Genomic DNA, 13,938 nt, shown 5'->3' on the forward strand with positions numbered 1-13,938 from the left:
GGAAGGGGAGGAGGCTTCAGGCTGCAAGCGCTGGGGATAAAGCCACTGGCAGCCTGAAACTTGCCGTTGCTGTTACCAGCAAATACCTTCAGTACGGCCGCTTACGCTGGTGGCCTTGGACATGAAGCCCACCAGGTCGACCACTTGCTTGCCTTCCGGAGCGTTATGCGCCAGGGCACGGAACTTCTCGTCACGGTTACCGAGGATGATCACGTCGGAGTTGTTGATCACATCATCGAAGTCCGAGTTGAGCAGGGACGACACGTGGGGGATCTTGCCTTCGATGTAGTCCTTGTTCGCACCGTGCACGCGGGCGTACTCGACGTTGCTGTCGTAGATGCTCAGGTCGTAGCCCTTGCCGATCAGCATTTCCGCCAGTTCTACCAACGGGCTTTCACGCAGGTCATCGGTACCGGCCTTGAAGCTCAGGCCCAGCAGGGCGACTTTGCGCTTGTCGTGGCTGGAGACGATGTCGAAGGCGTTCTGCACCTGGGATTCGTTGCTGCGCATCAGCGAGTTGAGCAGCGGCGCTTCCACGTCCAGGGAGCCGGCGCGGTAGGTCAGGGCGCGCACGTCTTTGGGCAGGCACGAGCCGCCGAAAGCGAAACCCGGGCGCATGTAGTACTGGGACAGGTTGAGCGTCTTGTCCTGGCAGACCACGTCCATCACTTCACGGCCATCGACGCCGACGGCCTTGGCGATGTTGCCGATCTCGTTGGCGAAAGTGACTTTGGTGGCGTGCCACACGTTGCAGGTGTACTTGATCATCTCGGCAACGGCGATGTCCTTGCGGATGATCGGCGCGTCGAGTTCTTCGTAGAGCGACTGCAGGACATCGCCGGAGGCGGTATCGAACTCGCCGATAACAGTCATCGGTGGCAGGTCGTAGTCGGCGATGGCGGTGGATTCGCGCAGGAATTCAGGGTTGACCGCAACGCCGAAATCGACGCCGGCTTTCTTGCCGGAGCAGTCTTCGAGGATCGGGATCACCACGTTGGCGACGGTGCCCGGCAGTACGGTGCTGCGCACCACGATGGTATGGCGGGTGGTCTTGTCACGCAGGACAAAACCGATCTCGCGGCATACCGATTCGATGTAGTTGAGTTCCAGGTCGCCGTTTTTCTTGCTCGGCGTGCCCACGCAAATCATCGACAGGTCGGTATCGCGGATGGCTTCGGCGAAGTTGGTGGTGCCACGCAGTCGGCCCGTCTGGATACCCTGGCTCAACAGCTCGCCCAGGCCCGGCTCAACGATCGGCGATTTACCCGCATTGATCAGGTCGATTTTTTCCTTGGAGATGTCTACGCCGACCACTTCGTGGCCACGGGCAGACAGGCAACCGGCACATACTGCGCCAACGTAACCCAAACCGAATATGCTGATGCGCATCGCAATTACCTCAATATTTAAATCATGCCATTAGATGGCCGGAGTTCATGTTTACAAGCGTCACTGATGCCGCAAAAGTTAGGCGAATAGACGCCGACTTATCGCGTGCAGGCATGTTGAATAAACGAGTGACTCACTAGTGCACTCAAGTTGTGCGCAGCCAGGCCTTATTATTGGGGCTTGCCCTGAAATGCAGCCGTGCTTCCCTGGAGGAAGACTTCGGCGCCGGTGCGGCAAGGTATTGATGCAGGCAAATTGCCTTTTTTTTCAATGCCTTGAGTGGTTGCACGGGCTCATTTAGGTCAGCGCTGCCTTGGCCTGTAGGGGATAGCAATGCGTACTTATCGCCACCCTTAACTCGATCAGTTGATGGTGTGACCATAGAGTCAAAGTGTTTTAAGACAACTTGACTACTTCCATTGGTCGTTATGTAAGTCATCTCTTACAGCAGCAGAGAATTTCGTTACCGGTGGTATGAGCGGTGCTTCAGGACGAAGTTCCTGGCCACTCATCCTGTTTCCGGAAATTTCTTGAAATATTAGGGAGGATGGCACTGGTAGTATATTGATAGCACTTGCTATTTAGGCCAGTAGTTATGGGGAGTTGGCGAGAGGGGATAGTTTTGTGCCACTACTGAATAAAAAAATTGGTGCCACTACGAAAAAAAACGATGAATGTCGAGTGAATAAATCGTTAGGGTTGTGTCTGGGTGTTTTTCTGGCGCCAAATAAGTGACGTTTTGCTGGTTTGGAATACCAGCGAAATGTGGGAGGGGGCTTGCCCCCGATGGGGGCCTCAGGGCCGACCAGGATGCTGGATCAGACCGAGTACATATCCGTTTCTGCGGTAACGGCCTCTATTGGTTCCGCTTTTACAGCGGGTCACTTTTGGAAAAGAGCCCCAAAAGTAACCAAAAGGGCTCTTGCCCCACCACTCGGCACCTCGCCTAGGCTCGGTGTGCCCGAACGCAGGCTTGAATCCGTGGGCCGCCGCCACGCGCCATCCATGGCGCGGGGCGGCTAACCCGGCGTCCTGCCGGGTTACCCACGGATTCAAGCCTGCGTTCGGCCAGCGTGGTTTAACGGGGCGCCTGAGATCAAAAGCAGATCAAGATCAAGAGCGACTCGCTTCGCATCGTGGTTACGGTTGGGCGCTTCAGAGTTGTGTAGATACCTATGTAAAGTATCGACTGATCCACCGCCATCGGGGGCAGGCCCCCTCCCACATTTGATCGTCAGTATCTGTGCGGTCTTATTCCGGGGCGTGATCGCGCAAAAACACCAGGTTATCCGGTTTGGATTGCTCCGCATTGAAGCGATAGCCCTGCATATCGAACTGCTTGAGCCTGGCCGGATCGTTGATGCGTTCTTCAATCACAAACCGGCTCATCATGCCCCGGGCCTTTTTTGCGTAGAAGCTGATGATCTTGTACTGACCGTTTTTCAGGTCCTTGAACTCGGTGTTGATGATGCGCGCGTTCAGGGCCGTGCGCTTGACCGCCGAGAAGTATTCGTTGGAAGCCAGGTTGAGCAGCACGTCGTCGCCTTGCGCGGCCAGCGCTTCATTCAACCATTCGCTGATGCGCGTGCCCCAGAACGCGTAGAGGTCCTTGCCACGGGCGTTGGCCAGCTTGGTGCCCATCTCCAGGCGGTAAGGCATCATCAAATCCAGCGGGCGCAACAGGCCGTAGAGGCCGGAGAGCATGCGCAGGTGGTCCTGGGCGTAGCTGAAATCGGCATCGCTGAAGGTTTCGGCGTTAAGGCCGGTGTATACATCGCCCTTGAACGCCAGCAGGGCCTGCTTGGCATTGGCCGGGGTGAAAGCGGGCGTCCAGCTGCCGAAGCGGGCGGCATTGAGGCCGCCGATCTTGTCGGAGACGTGCATCAACTCGCTGATCTGCGCCGGGCTCAGTTCGCGCAGTTGCTCGATCAGTTCCTGGGAATGGTCCAGGTACTGCGGCTGGGTGAAGCGCGCAGTGACCGGCTTGGACTCGAAGTCGAGGGTTTTGGCGGGGGAAATCACCATCAGCATGAAGTTGGCTCCTGGAATCGTGTGCGGGATTCTAGGGGGTTGGAGCGTTCGACTCCACCTATCAAGCCAATAGGCCCCGGTTTTTGTGTAGGAGCGAGCTTGCTCGCGAAAGTCGTCAACGATAACGCGGGCAGGCTGAATAAACGCGGTGCCCAGACGTTTTTCGCGAGCAAGCTCGCGCCTACACAAAAAGGGCGGGGCAGTCCGCTATGATGGGCGGTAACTCTGGAGAGGGAGACCCCGTGTGCGATTAGCGCTTTTATTATCGGCTTGCCTGCTCTGCCTGAACGCCCAGGCCGCGCCGGTTGATGTCGCCAGCCTCGACCGCGCCACCTGGCCGGAAAAACTCGGCAGCCCGGCGCTGTTCGACGTGGCCTCGCGGGCGGAAATCCTGATGTTCGCCCATGGTTTGATCGCCAGCGAAGCCTTGGACGAAACCGCGCTCAAGCAGCGCCTGGGGCTGAAGATCATCAACCTGGCCGCCATTGACGACCTGCGCCGCCAACTCTGGCAGCGGCTGTTGGAGAACTACACGTTCGCCCAGCAAAGCTGCGAAGAGGACGCTTCGTTCTGTTATCTGGTGGAAAACATGGACGACCTGCGCGAGCAGGCCGGCAAGTTCGCCGTCAGTGACGACTCGTTCTATATAGGCTGGGCCGCGCCCAGCCGGCACTTTCATGAGCGCTATCTCGATGAACTGCTGCGCAAGGCCGCGCTGATGCCGCAGATCAGCAGCGAAGTGGCGCGCTTTGGCGACCACGAGCGCAATGGCGATGAGCTTAACGATCGCATGTTTCTGCTGACCTTCGATGGCGGCCCGGCAACGGTCGGCGGCAATACCGACTGGCTGGCCGATTACCTGCGCAAGCAAAAGATCAACGCCACGTTCTTCGCCCTCGGCAGCAGCCTGCAAACCCGTGTGGAGCGCAGTTCCGCTGCGGATGTACAGGCGTTGTACCAGGGGCAGTGCGTGGGTATCCAGGGTTGGCAGTATCGCTCTCACAGCCACTGGGTCGATTGGCAGGACTCCATCACCCGCAGTGCATCACTGGTGCAAAACCTGCTGCCGGAAAACTATGTGCCGCTGTTTCGGCCGCCTTACGGGCAACGGCGCGCGGACAGCCAGGGCTTCTTTCAGGCCCAGGGTCTGCAAGTGGCGCTATGGGACATCGATTCCCAGGACGATCCGGGCAAGCTCAAGGCCGAAGAGTCGGCGCAGCGGGTGCTGACGCTGATGCTGCTGTGGCGCAAAGGCGTGATTGTGTTCCACGATCCCCAGGACAAGGCGCGGGTGGCATTGCCAATGTTGTTGCAGTCGACGGCGCAGAGTGGCCTGGGTTGGCAGGACTGTCGTGAAGCATTTCGATGAAATGCCCGGCCCTGTTAGTCGAGGGGGATTTTCGGGGTAATTTGCCGCGACATTTCGATGCAGGCGGACTTCCGACTTTAACGGGGTGCATGGCACTCGGCTAGTGCTATTCGTCATCCTGAAAAATAAACTTCAAAAAAGCGTCAAAGTGCTTTTTCCTGTCATGGGTTTTGCGGTATTACGAAGTCAGACCGCCGAAACCTGCAGCACAGGTGGCGTCTTCCAAGACTCCTAATGTGGGCACTGCACTTGACGTCACACCAGGTGCAGTCGGTGGTCGAATCGAGGCGCAGCACCGCCAAGGTATTGCGTCGACTGGCTCCCACAAAGGTGACCGAGTATGGATGATCATGGACGCACCCCTTCTTCCGACCAGCCAATCCTTTATGTGCTTGATACCAACGTATTGATTCACGATCCAAACGCACTGCTTAACTTTGAAGAACACCACGTCGCCATCCCCATGATCGTGCTGGAGGAACTGGACAAACTCAAAAGCGGCCACCACAGCGTCGCTGCCGAATGCCGCCAGGCCATCCGCCTGATCGACAAGACCCTGGGCGAAGCCTCGCCCGAGGACGTTGAAGTCGGCGTGCCGATCCAGCGTGGCAAGAGCGGGCCCAAGGGGTTGCTGTCGATCCTGATGAACAAGCGCAGCGAGCCCAGCAGCCTGCTGCCGGAAAACCTCAACGACAACAAAATCATCAACCAATTGATCGACCTGCACGCGCGCGACAAGGACCTGCGTCTGGTGCTGGTGACCAAAGACATCAATATGCGCCTCAAGGCACGAGCGTGTGGGATCGCTGCCGAGGACTACAGTACCGACCAGTTGGTGGACGACGTGTCGATGCTGTCCCGTGGTTATCACATGATGACCGGCTCGTTCTGGGACCGTGTCAGCAAGGTCGAAACCCGCCAGGACCACGGCCGCACCTGGCATCAGGTGCAGCTGACCGACAACCTGCCGGCAGTGCATATCAACGAATTCATCGTCGACGAGCAGGGCTTCGTGGGCTGGATCAAGGAGATTCAGGTCGACAAGCTGCTGATCCTCGACCTGCATCAGGAACCCCTGTTGCACCAGGAAGCCTGGGGCCTGAAACCGCGTGATATCTACCAGAGCCTGGCGCTGTATGCGCTGCTCGACCCGGACATTCACCTGGTCAACCTGACGGGCGCCGCAGGTTCGGGGAAAACCATCCTCGCCCTGGCCGCCGCCATCGAACAGACCATGGTGACCAAGCGCTATCGCCGCATCATCGCCACCCGCAGCGTGCAGGGCCTGGACCAGGAAATCGGCTTTTTGCCCGGCACCGAGGCGGAAAAAATGGAGCCGTGGCTGGGGGCGATCACCGACAACCTCGAAGCCTTGCACATGGATGACGAAAACACCCATGGCAGCGTCGACTACATCCTCAGCAAAGTGCCGTTGCAGTTCAAATCCCTCAACTACATTCGAGGTCGCAGCTTCCAGCAGAGCCTGATTTTGATCGACGAATGCCAGAACCTCACCCCGCACCAGATGAAAACCATCATCACCCGTGCCGGCGCCGGTTCCAAAGTGGTGTGCCTAGGCAACCTGGCACAGATCGACACCCCTTACCTGTCCGCGACCAGCTCCGGGCTGACTTACCTGACGGAACGCTTCAAGGACTTCCCGAACGGCGTGCACATCGCGCTGCAGGGCGTACCACGTTCGATTCTGGCCGAGTACGCCGAGTCTCATTTGTAAACGCGATCAATGTGGGAGGGGGCTCGCCCCCGATAGCGGTGGCACATTCAACATCTCTGTTGACTGACCCACCGCAATCGGGGGCAAGCCCCCTCCCACATTTTGTTCCGTGTTGGGTTTACAATCGCTGCTCCTGATCAGGAGTATCGCTGTGCTGACTCATCTCGATTCCCAAGGTCGCGCCCACATGGTCGACGTCACCGACAAAGCCGTGACGTTCCGTGAAGCCGTGGCCGAAGCGCGGGTGCGCATGTTGCCCGACACCCTGAAAATGATTGTCGACGGCGCCCATCCCAAGGGCGACGTGTTTGCCGTGGCCCGCATTGCCGGGATCCAGGCGGCGAAAAAAACCAGTGACTTGATCCCCCTGTGCCACCCGCTGATGCTCACTGGCGTCAAGGTCGAACTGCGCGCCGATGGCGTGGATGCCGTGCATATCCTGGCGCGCTGCAAGCTTTCCGGGCAGACCGGTGTAGAGATGGAAGCGCTGACGGCGGCGAGTGTCGCGGCACTGACCATCTACGACATGTGCAAGGCCGTGGATCGCGGCATGACCATCGAAAGTATTCGACTGCTGGAAAAACTGGGCGGTAAAAGCGGGCATTTCAAGGCGGATCAGCAATGAGTATCAACGTACTTTTTTTTGCACGATACGCCGAAGCGGTGGGCTTTGATTCGTTGGAGATGGAAGGTGAGTTTGCCACCGTTGATGCCGTGCGCCTGGCACTGGCCGCTGACCCGGAGTTCGCGGTACTCAACGAGGCGAGCCTGATGTGTGCGCGCAACGAAGAACTGTGCAATCTCGACGAGCCGGTCGAGGCCGGTGACGAAATCGCGTTTTTCCCGCCCGTGACCGGAGGCTGAGCATGGCCATTCGTGTGCAGGTCGAGGCCTTTGATCCCGGTGCCGAAGTCAATGCGATGCACGCAGCCAATGTGGGCGTGGGCGCGGTGGTGAGTTTTGTCGGCTATGTACGCGATTTCAATGACGGCCGCGACGTGTCGGGGATGTTTCTGGAACACTACCCGGGCATGACCGAAAAAGCCCTGGCCAAGATCGCCGTGGAGGCCGAGCAGCGCTGGCCGTTGCTCAAGCTGGAGGTGCTGCATCGCATCGGCGCGCTGGAGCCGGGTGAGCCGATTGTGTTTGTGGCGGCGGCCAGTGCGCATCGCCAGGCGGCATTCGATGCCTGTGCGTTTGTGATGGATTACTTGAAAACGCGTGCGCCGTTCTGGAAGAAAGAGAACACGCCGGAAGGTGCGCGTTGGGTTGAAGGGCGCAGCAGTGACCACGCCGCAGCGGATCGCTGGAAATAGCCAGCCGGACACCTATCTCAAAATCAGCACAGATCAGAATGTGGGAGGGGGCTTGCCCCCGATGGCGGTGGATCAGCCAGCTTATGTCTAGCTGACCCACCGCTATCGGGGGCAAGCCCCCTCCCACACTTTTATTGCATTTCAGCTTAAGGGCGTTTGCGTTCTACAGCCCGCAGCAAGTGCGTCGGCGGCGTCTCACAGCTGATCTTGCGCCCCAGCAGCGTCTCGATCGACGGCAGCTGGTACGAGTCATCTTCCCCAGCAAAGCTGATCGACACGCCCGCAGCCCCGGCACGCCCGGTACGACCGATACGGTGTACGTAGTCGTCCGGCACTTCCGGCAGGGTGAAGTTGATCACGTGGCTGATGCCGTCGATGTGAATCCCGCGCCCGGCCACGTCAGTGGCCACCAGCACGCGGATCTTGCCTTCGCGAAAGCCTTCCAGGGTCTTGATGCGCTTGTGCTGTGGCACGTCGCCGGACAGTTGCGCGGCGTTGACGCCATCGCGCACCAGGCGCTCTTCGATGCGGCGCACTTCGTCCTTGCGGTTGGCGAAGACCATCACGCGTTCCCAACCGTTGTCGTTGATCAGGTTGTAGAGCAATTTGTACTTGTCGGCACCGGCCACGGCATAGATGTGCTGCTCGACGTTTTCGCTGGCGACGTTCAGCGCCTCGATTTCGACGATGGACGGATCGGTGGTCCACTGCTTGGCGAGGTTCATCACGTCTTCGGTGAAGGTCGCGGAGAACAGCAGGGTCTGGCGCTCGGCTTTTGGTGGGGTCTGGCGAATGATCTGGCGCACTTGCGGGATAAAACCCATGTCGAGCATGCGGTCGGCTTCGTCCAGCACCATCACTTCGACCATGTCCAGGTGCACGTCGCCACGCTGGTTGAAGTCGAGCAGACGGCCTGGGGTGGCGACCAGGATGTCGCAGTGACGCGCCTCGAGGTGCTTGAGCTGCTTGTCGAAGTCCATGCCGCCGACGAACGTCATGACGTTGAGGCCGGTGTACTTGGTCAGGTCGGCGGCGTCCCTGGCGATCTGCACCACCAGCTCCCGGGTAGGGGCGATGATCAGCGCGCGCGGTTCGCCCATGTAGCGTTCCTTGGGCGGCGGTGTTTGCAGCAGTTGGGTGATGATCGAGATCAGGAACGCGGCGGTCTTGCCGGTGCCGGTCTGGGCGCGGCCGATGGCGTCTTTGCCGGCCAGGGTGAAGCCCAGCACCTGCGCCTGGATCGGCGTGCAGTACGGAAAGCCCAGGTCCTGGATGGCGTGCATCAGTTCCGGGGCCAGGTCGAAGTCGTGGAAGCGGGTCTTGCCTTCCTGGGGCTCGACGACGAAGTCTTCGAGTTTCCACGGGATGACGACCGGCTTCGGGGCGTGTTCGCGGCGAGGCTTTGGCGCGGCCGGCGCGGCAGCGGTCTCAACCGGTTTTGTCTGTTCAGGCGCGGTTACGTTCGGCTGGGCAACAAGTGCCGTGCGGGCGGGCTGCCTGCCGTCATTGCGGCTGCCGGTTGGCGGGACGGGAGCACTGGGAACAGGCGCGAGCGGCTCAGCCTCGCTTTTGCCGAACATCTTCTTGAGTGCTTTGAGCACGGTCATCTCATTAATTGGTTAAGGAATGTACGCCGGCCAGTGTAATGCAAGAATCGGGCGCGGCGTAGTGCGTCTGTCATACAACTACATAAACGCGCGAGTCAGCGCAGGCGCTCAGCCAGCCAGGTACCGATATCGCGTATCTCTTCGGGTAACACTTCGTGGCCCATTGGGTATTCCTGCCATGTCACGGTGACACTACGGGTCTTCAGATGCTCATAGGCGCTGCGGCCCATGGCGTTCTGTACCACCTCGTCGTACTGGCCGTGCAGGCACAGGGCCGGGATGCGTTGCTGGCTGGCGGATAATTCCAGCTCATCGTCGAACGTCGGCGCATAAGTGGAGAGGGCGATCACGCCACCCAGCGGGCCCTGCCATTTTTTAAAGGCTGTGTGGAAAACCACCGCACCCCCTTGGGAAAAACCAGCCAGGAAAACACGCGAAGCGTCTACCCCGGTTCTCTTCTGCGCTTCGATCAAATCCGTGACCGTATCGGTCGACGCTTCCAGTTCTTCCAGGCTGATCGAACGGGCCGGGCTCATGGCCTTGATGTCGTACCAGCTCGGCATCTCGTAGCCACCGTTGATCGTCACCGGGCGGCTGGGTGCCTGGGGCAAAACGAAGCGGGTGGTCAGTAACGTTTCCTGCAGCATTTCGGCTACCGGCAGAAAGTCATAGCGATCGGCGCCCAGGCCATGCAGCCAGATTACGCAGGCGTCTGCGGGCTTGGCGGGCTCTAGAATCAAGGGTTCGGTCATGTTTGCTCCATAGATGTGCAGGCGCTCCGATTGGGTGCGTCGCAACGGTGCGCGACAGGTTGATCTGTTAAGAGAATGTCGCAAGGTTGAATCTTTTGCTATTGAACAGGGTACTCGGCGACTCGGCCGGCACTCTGGTACGGGCCTTGCTATGTGTAGGTCGATGTCAGAACTCTCCCAGGGCGGTAACACTATCAGTGACTGCCGCTTGTGGGGAAGCAACTGGAATTACCGCAAAGATCTCATGCTGCTTGACCCCAAAAAAAGCCAACACGGGTCGATATCGCCTCATAAGGGTGCGCTGAGGTTGGAGCTCCGACACAACAAGAGCAACTGGAGGTTTGAATGAAGGTATTGAAATCCACCCTGGCCATCGTGACCGCGGCCGCCGTATTGGGTGTCAGTGGTTTTGCCCAGGCTGGCGCCACCCTGGACGCCGTGCAGAAGAAAGGCTTTGTACAGTGTGGCGTGAGTGACGGCCTGCCGGGTTTCTCGGTGCCGGATGCCAGCGGCAAGATCCTCGGGATCGACGCTGACGTGTGCCGTGCCGTCGCCGCCGCCGTTTTCGGCGACGCGACCAAGGTCAAGTTCAGCCAGTTGAACGCCAAGGAGCGTTTCACCGCGCTGCAGTCCGGCGAAGTCGACATCCTGTCGCGCAACACCACCATGACCAGCTCCCGCGATGCGGGCATGGGCCTGAAATTCCCGGGTTTCATCACCTACTACGACGGCATCGGTTTCCTGGTTAACAACAAGCTGGGCGTGAAAAGCGCCAAGGAACTGGACGGTGCAACCATCTGCATCCAGGCCGGTACCACCACCGAGCTGAACGTTTCCGACTACTTCCGTGGCAACAACCTCAAGTACACCCCGATCACCTTCGACACCTCCGATGAAAGCGCCAAGTCGCTGGAATCCGGGCGTTGCGACGTGCTGACCTCCGACAAGTCCCAACTGTTCGCCCAGCGCAGCAAGCTGGCCGCGCCGAAGGACTACGTGGTGCTGCCGGAAACCATTTCCAAGGAGCCCCTGGGCCCGGTCGTGCGTAACGGCGACGACGAGTGGCTGGCCATCGTGCGCTGGGTTGGCTACGCCATGCTCAATGCCGAAGAAGCCGGTATCACCTCCAAAAACGTTGAAGCTGAAGCCAAGTCCACCAAGAACCCGGACGTTGCCCGTCTGCTCGGTGCCGACGGCGAATACGGCAAAGACCTGAAAGTGAAGAAAGACTGGGTCGTGCAGATCGTCAAGCAGGTCGGTAACTACGGCGAAGTGTTCGAGCGCAACCTGGGCAAGAGCACCCCGCTGGAAATCGACCGTGGCCTGAACGCGCTGTGGAACAACGGCGGCATTCAATACGCACCGCCTGTGCGCTGATCGCTGATGGTTCTGTCACCCGGTGGGCCAACCGCCGGGTGATGTTCTGTTCCATTCTTTTCGGGGCACTTCATGCAAAATCAAATCGGCGCACCCAAGCAGAAGCTCAGCTTCAGCGATCCCAAAGTGCGTGCGTGGCTCTTCCAGATCATCACGATTGTGGCGGTGGTCTCGCTGGGCTGGTACCTCTTCAATAACACCCAGACCAACCTGCAGCACCGGGGCATTACCTCGGGTTTCGACTTTCTTGAGCGCAGTGCCGGCTTCGGCATCGCGCAGCACTTGATCGATTACACCGAGTCGGACAGCTATGCCCGGGTGTTTGTGATCGGTTTGCTCAACACCTTGCTGGTGACCGTGATCGGTGTGGTCCTGGCGACCCTGCTCGGCTTCATCATCGGCGTGGCGCGGCTGTCGCCGAACTGGATGATCAACAAGCTGGCGACCGTGTATGTGGAAGTATTCCGCAACATTCCGCCGCTGCTGCAAATCCTGTTCTGGTACTTTGCGGTGTTCCTGACCATGCCGGGGCCGCGCAATAGTCACAATTTCGGCGACACCTTCTTTGTCAGCAGCCGTGGCCTGAACATGCCGGCTGCGATTGCCGCTGATGGTTTCTGGCCGTTCGTGGCCAGCGTCGTGGTTGCCATCGTGGCAATCGTGCTGATGGCACGCTGGGCCAACAAGCGCTTTGAAGCCACCGGTGTTCCGTTTCATAAATTCTGGGCGGGGCTGGCGTTGTTCATCGTGATCCCGGCGTTGTGCGCGTTGCTCTTCGGCGCGCCGCTGCACTGGGAAATGCCCGAGCTCAAAGGCTTCAACTTCGTCGGCGGCTGGGTACTGATCCCTGAACTGCTGGCACTGACCCTGGCGCTGACCGTCTATACCGCTGCATTTATTGCCGAGATCGTGCGTTCAGGCATCAAGTCGGTCAGCCATGGCCAGACCGAAGCGGCACGTTCCCTGGGCCTGCGCCCCGGGCCGACGCTGCGCAAGGTCATCATCCCGCAGGCCCTGCGGGTGATCATTCCGCCGCTGACCAGCCAATACCTGAACCTGGCGAAAAACTCGTCACTGGCCGCCGGTATCGGTTACCCGGAAATGGTTTCGCTGTTTGCCGGCACGGTGCTCAACCAGACCGGCCAGGCCATCGAAGTCATTGCCATCACCATGAGCGTGTACCTGGCGATCAGCATCAGCATTTCCCTGCTGATGAACTGGTACAACAAGCGCATTGCGCTGATCGAGCGGTGAGGAAACGCCCATGAGTTCACATACGTTCAAACCTGATATGCCGCCGCCGAACAAAGTCTTCGGGCCGATGGCATGGATGCGCGCCAACCTGTTCTCCAGTTGGCTCAACACGCTGCTGACGTTGCTGGCGTTCTACCTGATCTACCTGGTAGTGCCGCCGATCCTCAGCTGGGCGATCATCGATGCCAACTGGGTCGGCACCACGCGCGCCGATTGCACCAAGGAAGGCGCCTGCTGGGTGTTCATCCAACAGCGCTTCGGCCAGTTCATGTACGGCTACTACCCCGGCGATCTGCGCTGGCGCGTAGACCTCACCGTCTGGCTGGCGATTGTCGGCGTGGCGCCGTTGTTCATCTCGCGTTTTCAACGCAAGGCGGTCTATGGCCTGAGCTTTCTGGTGCTGTACCCGATCATCGCGTTCTTCCTGCTGCACGGCGGTGCGTTCGGGCTGACCAACGTGGCCACCAGCCAGTGGGGCGGCTTGATGCTGACCCTGGTCATCGCCACCGTGGGCATTGCCGGCGCGTTGCCGCTGGGCATCATGCTGGCGTTGGGACGGCGTTCGAACATGCCGGCGATTCGGGTGGTCTGCGTGACCTTCATCGAATTCTGGCGCGGCGTGCCGTTGATCACCGTGCTGTTCATGTCCTCGGTGATGCTGCCGCTGTTCCTGCCTGAAGGCATGGGCATCGACAAGCTGCTGCGCGCATTGATCGGCGTGATCCTGTTCCAGTCGGCCTACGTGGCCGAAGTGGTGCGCGGCGGGTTGCAGGCGATTCCCAAGGGCCAGTACGAAGCGGCTGCGGCGATGGGCCTGGGTTACTGGCGCAGCATGGGCCTGGTGATTCTGCCGCAAGCCCTGAAGATGGTGATCCCCGGCATCGTCAACACGTTCATCGCGTTGTTCAAGGACACCAGCCTGGTGATCATCATCGGCCTGTTCGACCTGCTCAACAGCGTCAAGCAAGCCGCCGCCGACCCCAAATGGCTGGGCATGGCCACCGAAGGCTACGTGTTCGCCGCCCTGGTGTTCTGGATTTTCTGTTTTGGTATGTCGCGCTATTCCATTCATTTGGAACACAAGCTCGACACAGGCCACAAGCGTTAG

At 59.4% G+C, this 13,938-nt stretch carries 12 protein-coding genes; 8 read left to right on the plus strand and 4 right to left on the minus strand.

The window, feature by feature from the left end; all coding sequences use genetic code 11:
- Positions 1 to 72: 72 nt before the first annotated feature.
- Together BFQ00_RS19390 and yaaA are read right to left on the minus strand one after the other, a co-directional pair.
- A complete protein-coding gene (locus tag BFQ00_RS19390; protein WP_057724657.1) occupies positions 73 to 1,389 on the minus strand; it encodes a nucleotide sugar dehydrogenase in 1,317 nt (438 codons plus the stop codon).
- Positions 1,390 to 2,640: 1,251 nt separating this feature from the next.
- Entirely contained in the window at positions 2,641 to 3,420 is a 780-nt protein-coding gene (gene yaaA / locus BFQ00_RS19395) for a peroxide stress protein YaaA (RefSeq protein WP_065934433.1), read from the minus strand.
- A gap of 244 nt (positions 3,421 to 3,664) precedes the next feature.
- Here yaaA and BFQ00_RS19400 point away from each other — a divergent pair, with 244 nt between their 5' ends.
- The 5 genes from BFQ00_RS19400 to moaE all read left to right on the plus strand — a co-directional run bounded on the left by BFQ00_RS19400 (position 3,665) and on the right by moaE (position 7,840).
- Entirely contained in the window at positions 3,665 to 4,789 is a 1,125-nt protein-coding gene (locus BFQ00_RS19400; RefSeq protein ID WP_065885864.1) for a polysaccharide deacetylase family protein, read from the plus strand.
- A 340-nt stretch (positions 4,790 to 5,129) separates the two neighbouring features.
- Positions 5,130 to 6,524, plus strand: a complete 1,395-nt coding sequence (locus BFQ00_RS19405) for a PhoH family protein (RefSeq protein ID WP_065885865.1) — start codon at positions 5,130 to 5,132, stop codon at positions 6,522 to 6,524.
- Positions 6,525 to 6,675: 151 nt separating this feature from the next.
- On the plus strand, positions 6,676 to 7,149 hold the full coding sequence (moaC, locus tag BFQ00_RS19410; RefSeq protein ID WP_065934434.1) for a cyclic pyranopterin monophosphate synthase MoaC: 474 nt from the start codon (positions 6,676 to 6,678) through the stop codon (positions 7,147 to 7,149).
- The gene (moaD, locus tag BFQ00_RS19415) at positions 7,146 to 7,388 is read left to right on the plus strand and encodes a molybdopterin converting factor subunit 1 (protein ID WP_065885867.1); all 243 of its coding nucleotides are present in this window, start codon (positions 7,146 to 7,148) and stop codon (positions 7,386 to 7,388) included. Before moaC ends, moaD begins: the two co-directional genes overlap by 4 nt.
- 2 nt (positions 7,389 to 7,390) lie before the next feature.
- Entirely contained in the window at positions 7,391 to 7,840 is a 450-nt protein-coding gene (moaE, locus tag BFQ00_RS19420; protein WP_065934435.1) for a molybdopterin synthase catalytic subunit MoaE, read from the plus strand.
- A 146-nt stretch (positions 7,841 to 7,986) separates the two neighbouring features.
- Here moaE and rhlB read toward each other — a convergent pair whose 3' ends face one another.
- Positions 7,987 to 9,447, minus strand: a complete 1,461-nt coding sequence (gene rhlB, locus BFQ00_RS19425; RefSeq protein ID WP_170827574.1) for an ATP-dependent RNA helicase RhlB — start codon at positions 9,445 to 9,447, stop codon at positions 7,987 to 7,989.
- Between the two features lie 95 nt (positions 9,448 to 9,542).
- Positions 9,543 to 10,199, minus strand: coding sequence for an alpha/beta hydrolase (locus tag BFQ00_RS19430; protein ID WP_065897349.1), 657 nt, complete (start codon positions 10,197 to 10,199; stop codon positions 9,543 to 9,545).
- Positions 10,200 to 10,544: 345 nt separating this feature from the next.
- Between BFQ00_RS19430 and BFQ00_RS19435 the strand changes: the two genes are divergently transcribed.
- The 3 genes from BFQ00_RS19435 to BFQ00_RS19445 all read left to right on the plus strand — a co-directional run bounded on the left by BFQ00_RS19435 (position 10,545) and on the right by BFQ00_RS19445 (position 13,938).
- Positions 10,545 to 11,576 carry an amino acid ABC transporter substrate-binding protein gene (locus BFQ00_RS19435; protein ID WP_016978213.1) on the plus strand — a complete coding sequence of 344 codons (1,032 nt, stop codon included), beginning with the start codon at positions 10,545 to 10,547 and terminating at the stop codon, positions 11,574 to 11,576.
- Positions 11,577 to 11,648: 72 nt separating this feature from the next.
- Positions 11,649 to 12,830, plus strand: a complete 1,182-nt coding sequence (locus BFQ00_RS19440; RefSeq protein ID WP_065897350.1) for an amino acid ABC transporter permease — start codon at positions 11,649 to 11,651, stop codon at positions 12,828 to 12,830.
- A gap of 10 nt (positions 12,831 to 12,840) precedes the next feature.
- On the plus strand, positions 12,841 to 13,938 hold the full coding sequence (locus BFQ00_RS19445) for an amino acid ABC transporter permease (protein WP_016978216.1): 1,098 nt from the start codon (positions 12,841 to 12,843) through the stop codon (positions 13,936 to 13,938).

Origin of the sequence: Pseudomonas sp. 28 E 9, assembly GCF_900004785.1 — a bacterium.
Classification (GTDB): domain Bacteria; phylum Pseudomonadota; class Gammaproteobacteria; order Pseudomonadales; family Pseudomonadaceae; genus Aquipseudomonas; species Aquipseudomonas orientalis_A.

Bases quoted from the DNA above. Each gene is read 5' to 3' on its own strand.
- BFQ00_RS19390 (WP_057724657.1), bottom strand. From the start codon at position 1,389: ATGCGCATCAGCATATTCGGTTTGGGTTACGTTGGCGCAGTATGTGCC.
- yaaA (WP_065934433.1), bottom strand. From the start codon at position 3,420: ATGCTGATGGTGATTTCCCCCGCCAAAACCCTCGACTTCGAGTCCAAG.
- BFQ00_RS19405 (WP_065885865.1), top strand. From the start codon at position 5,130: ATGGATGATCATGGACGCACCCCTTCTTCCGACCAGCCAATCCTTTAT.
- moaD (WP_065885867.1), top strand. From the start codon at position 7,146: ATGAGTATCAACGTACTTTTTTTTGCACGATACGCCGAAGCGGTGGGC.
- moaE (WP_065934435.1), top strand. From the start codon at position 7,391: ATGGCCATTCGTGTGCAGGTCGAGGCCTTTGATCCCGGTGCCGAAGTC.
- rhlB (WP_170827574.1), bottom strand. From the start codon at position 9,447: ATGACCGTGCTCAAAGCACTCAAGAAGATGTTCGGCAAAAGCGAGGCT.
- BFQ00_RS19430 (WP_065897349.1), bottom strand. From the start codon at position 10,199: ATGACCGAACCCTTGATTCTAGAGCCCGCCAAGCCCGCAGACGCCTGC.
- BFQ00_RS19435 (WP_016978213.1), top strand. From the start codon at position 10,545: ATGAAGGTATTGAAATCCACCCTGGCCATCGTGACCGCGGCCGCCGTA.
- BFQ00_RS19440 (WP_065897350.1), top strand. From the start codon at position 11,649: ATGCAAAATCAAATCGGCGCACCCAAGCAGAAGCTCAGCTTCAGCGAT.
- BFQ00_RS19445 (WP_016978216.1), top strand. From the start codon at position 12,841: ATGAGTTCACATACGTTCAAACCTGATATGCCGCCGCCGAACAAAGTC.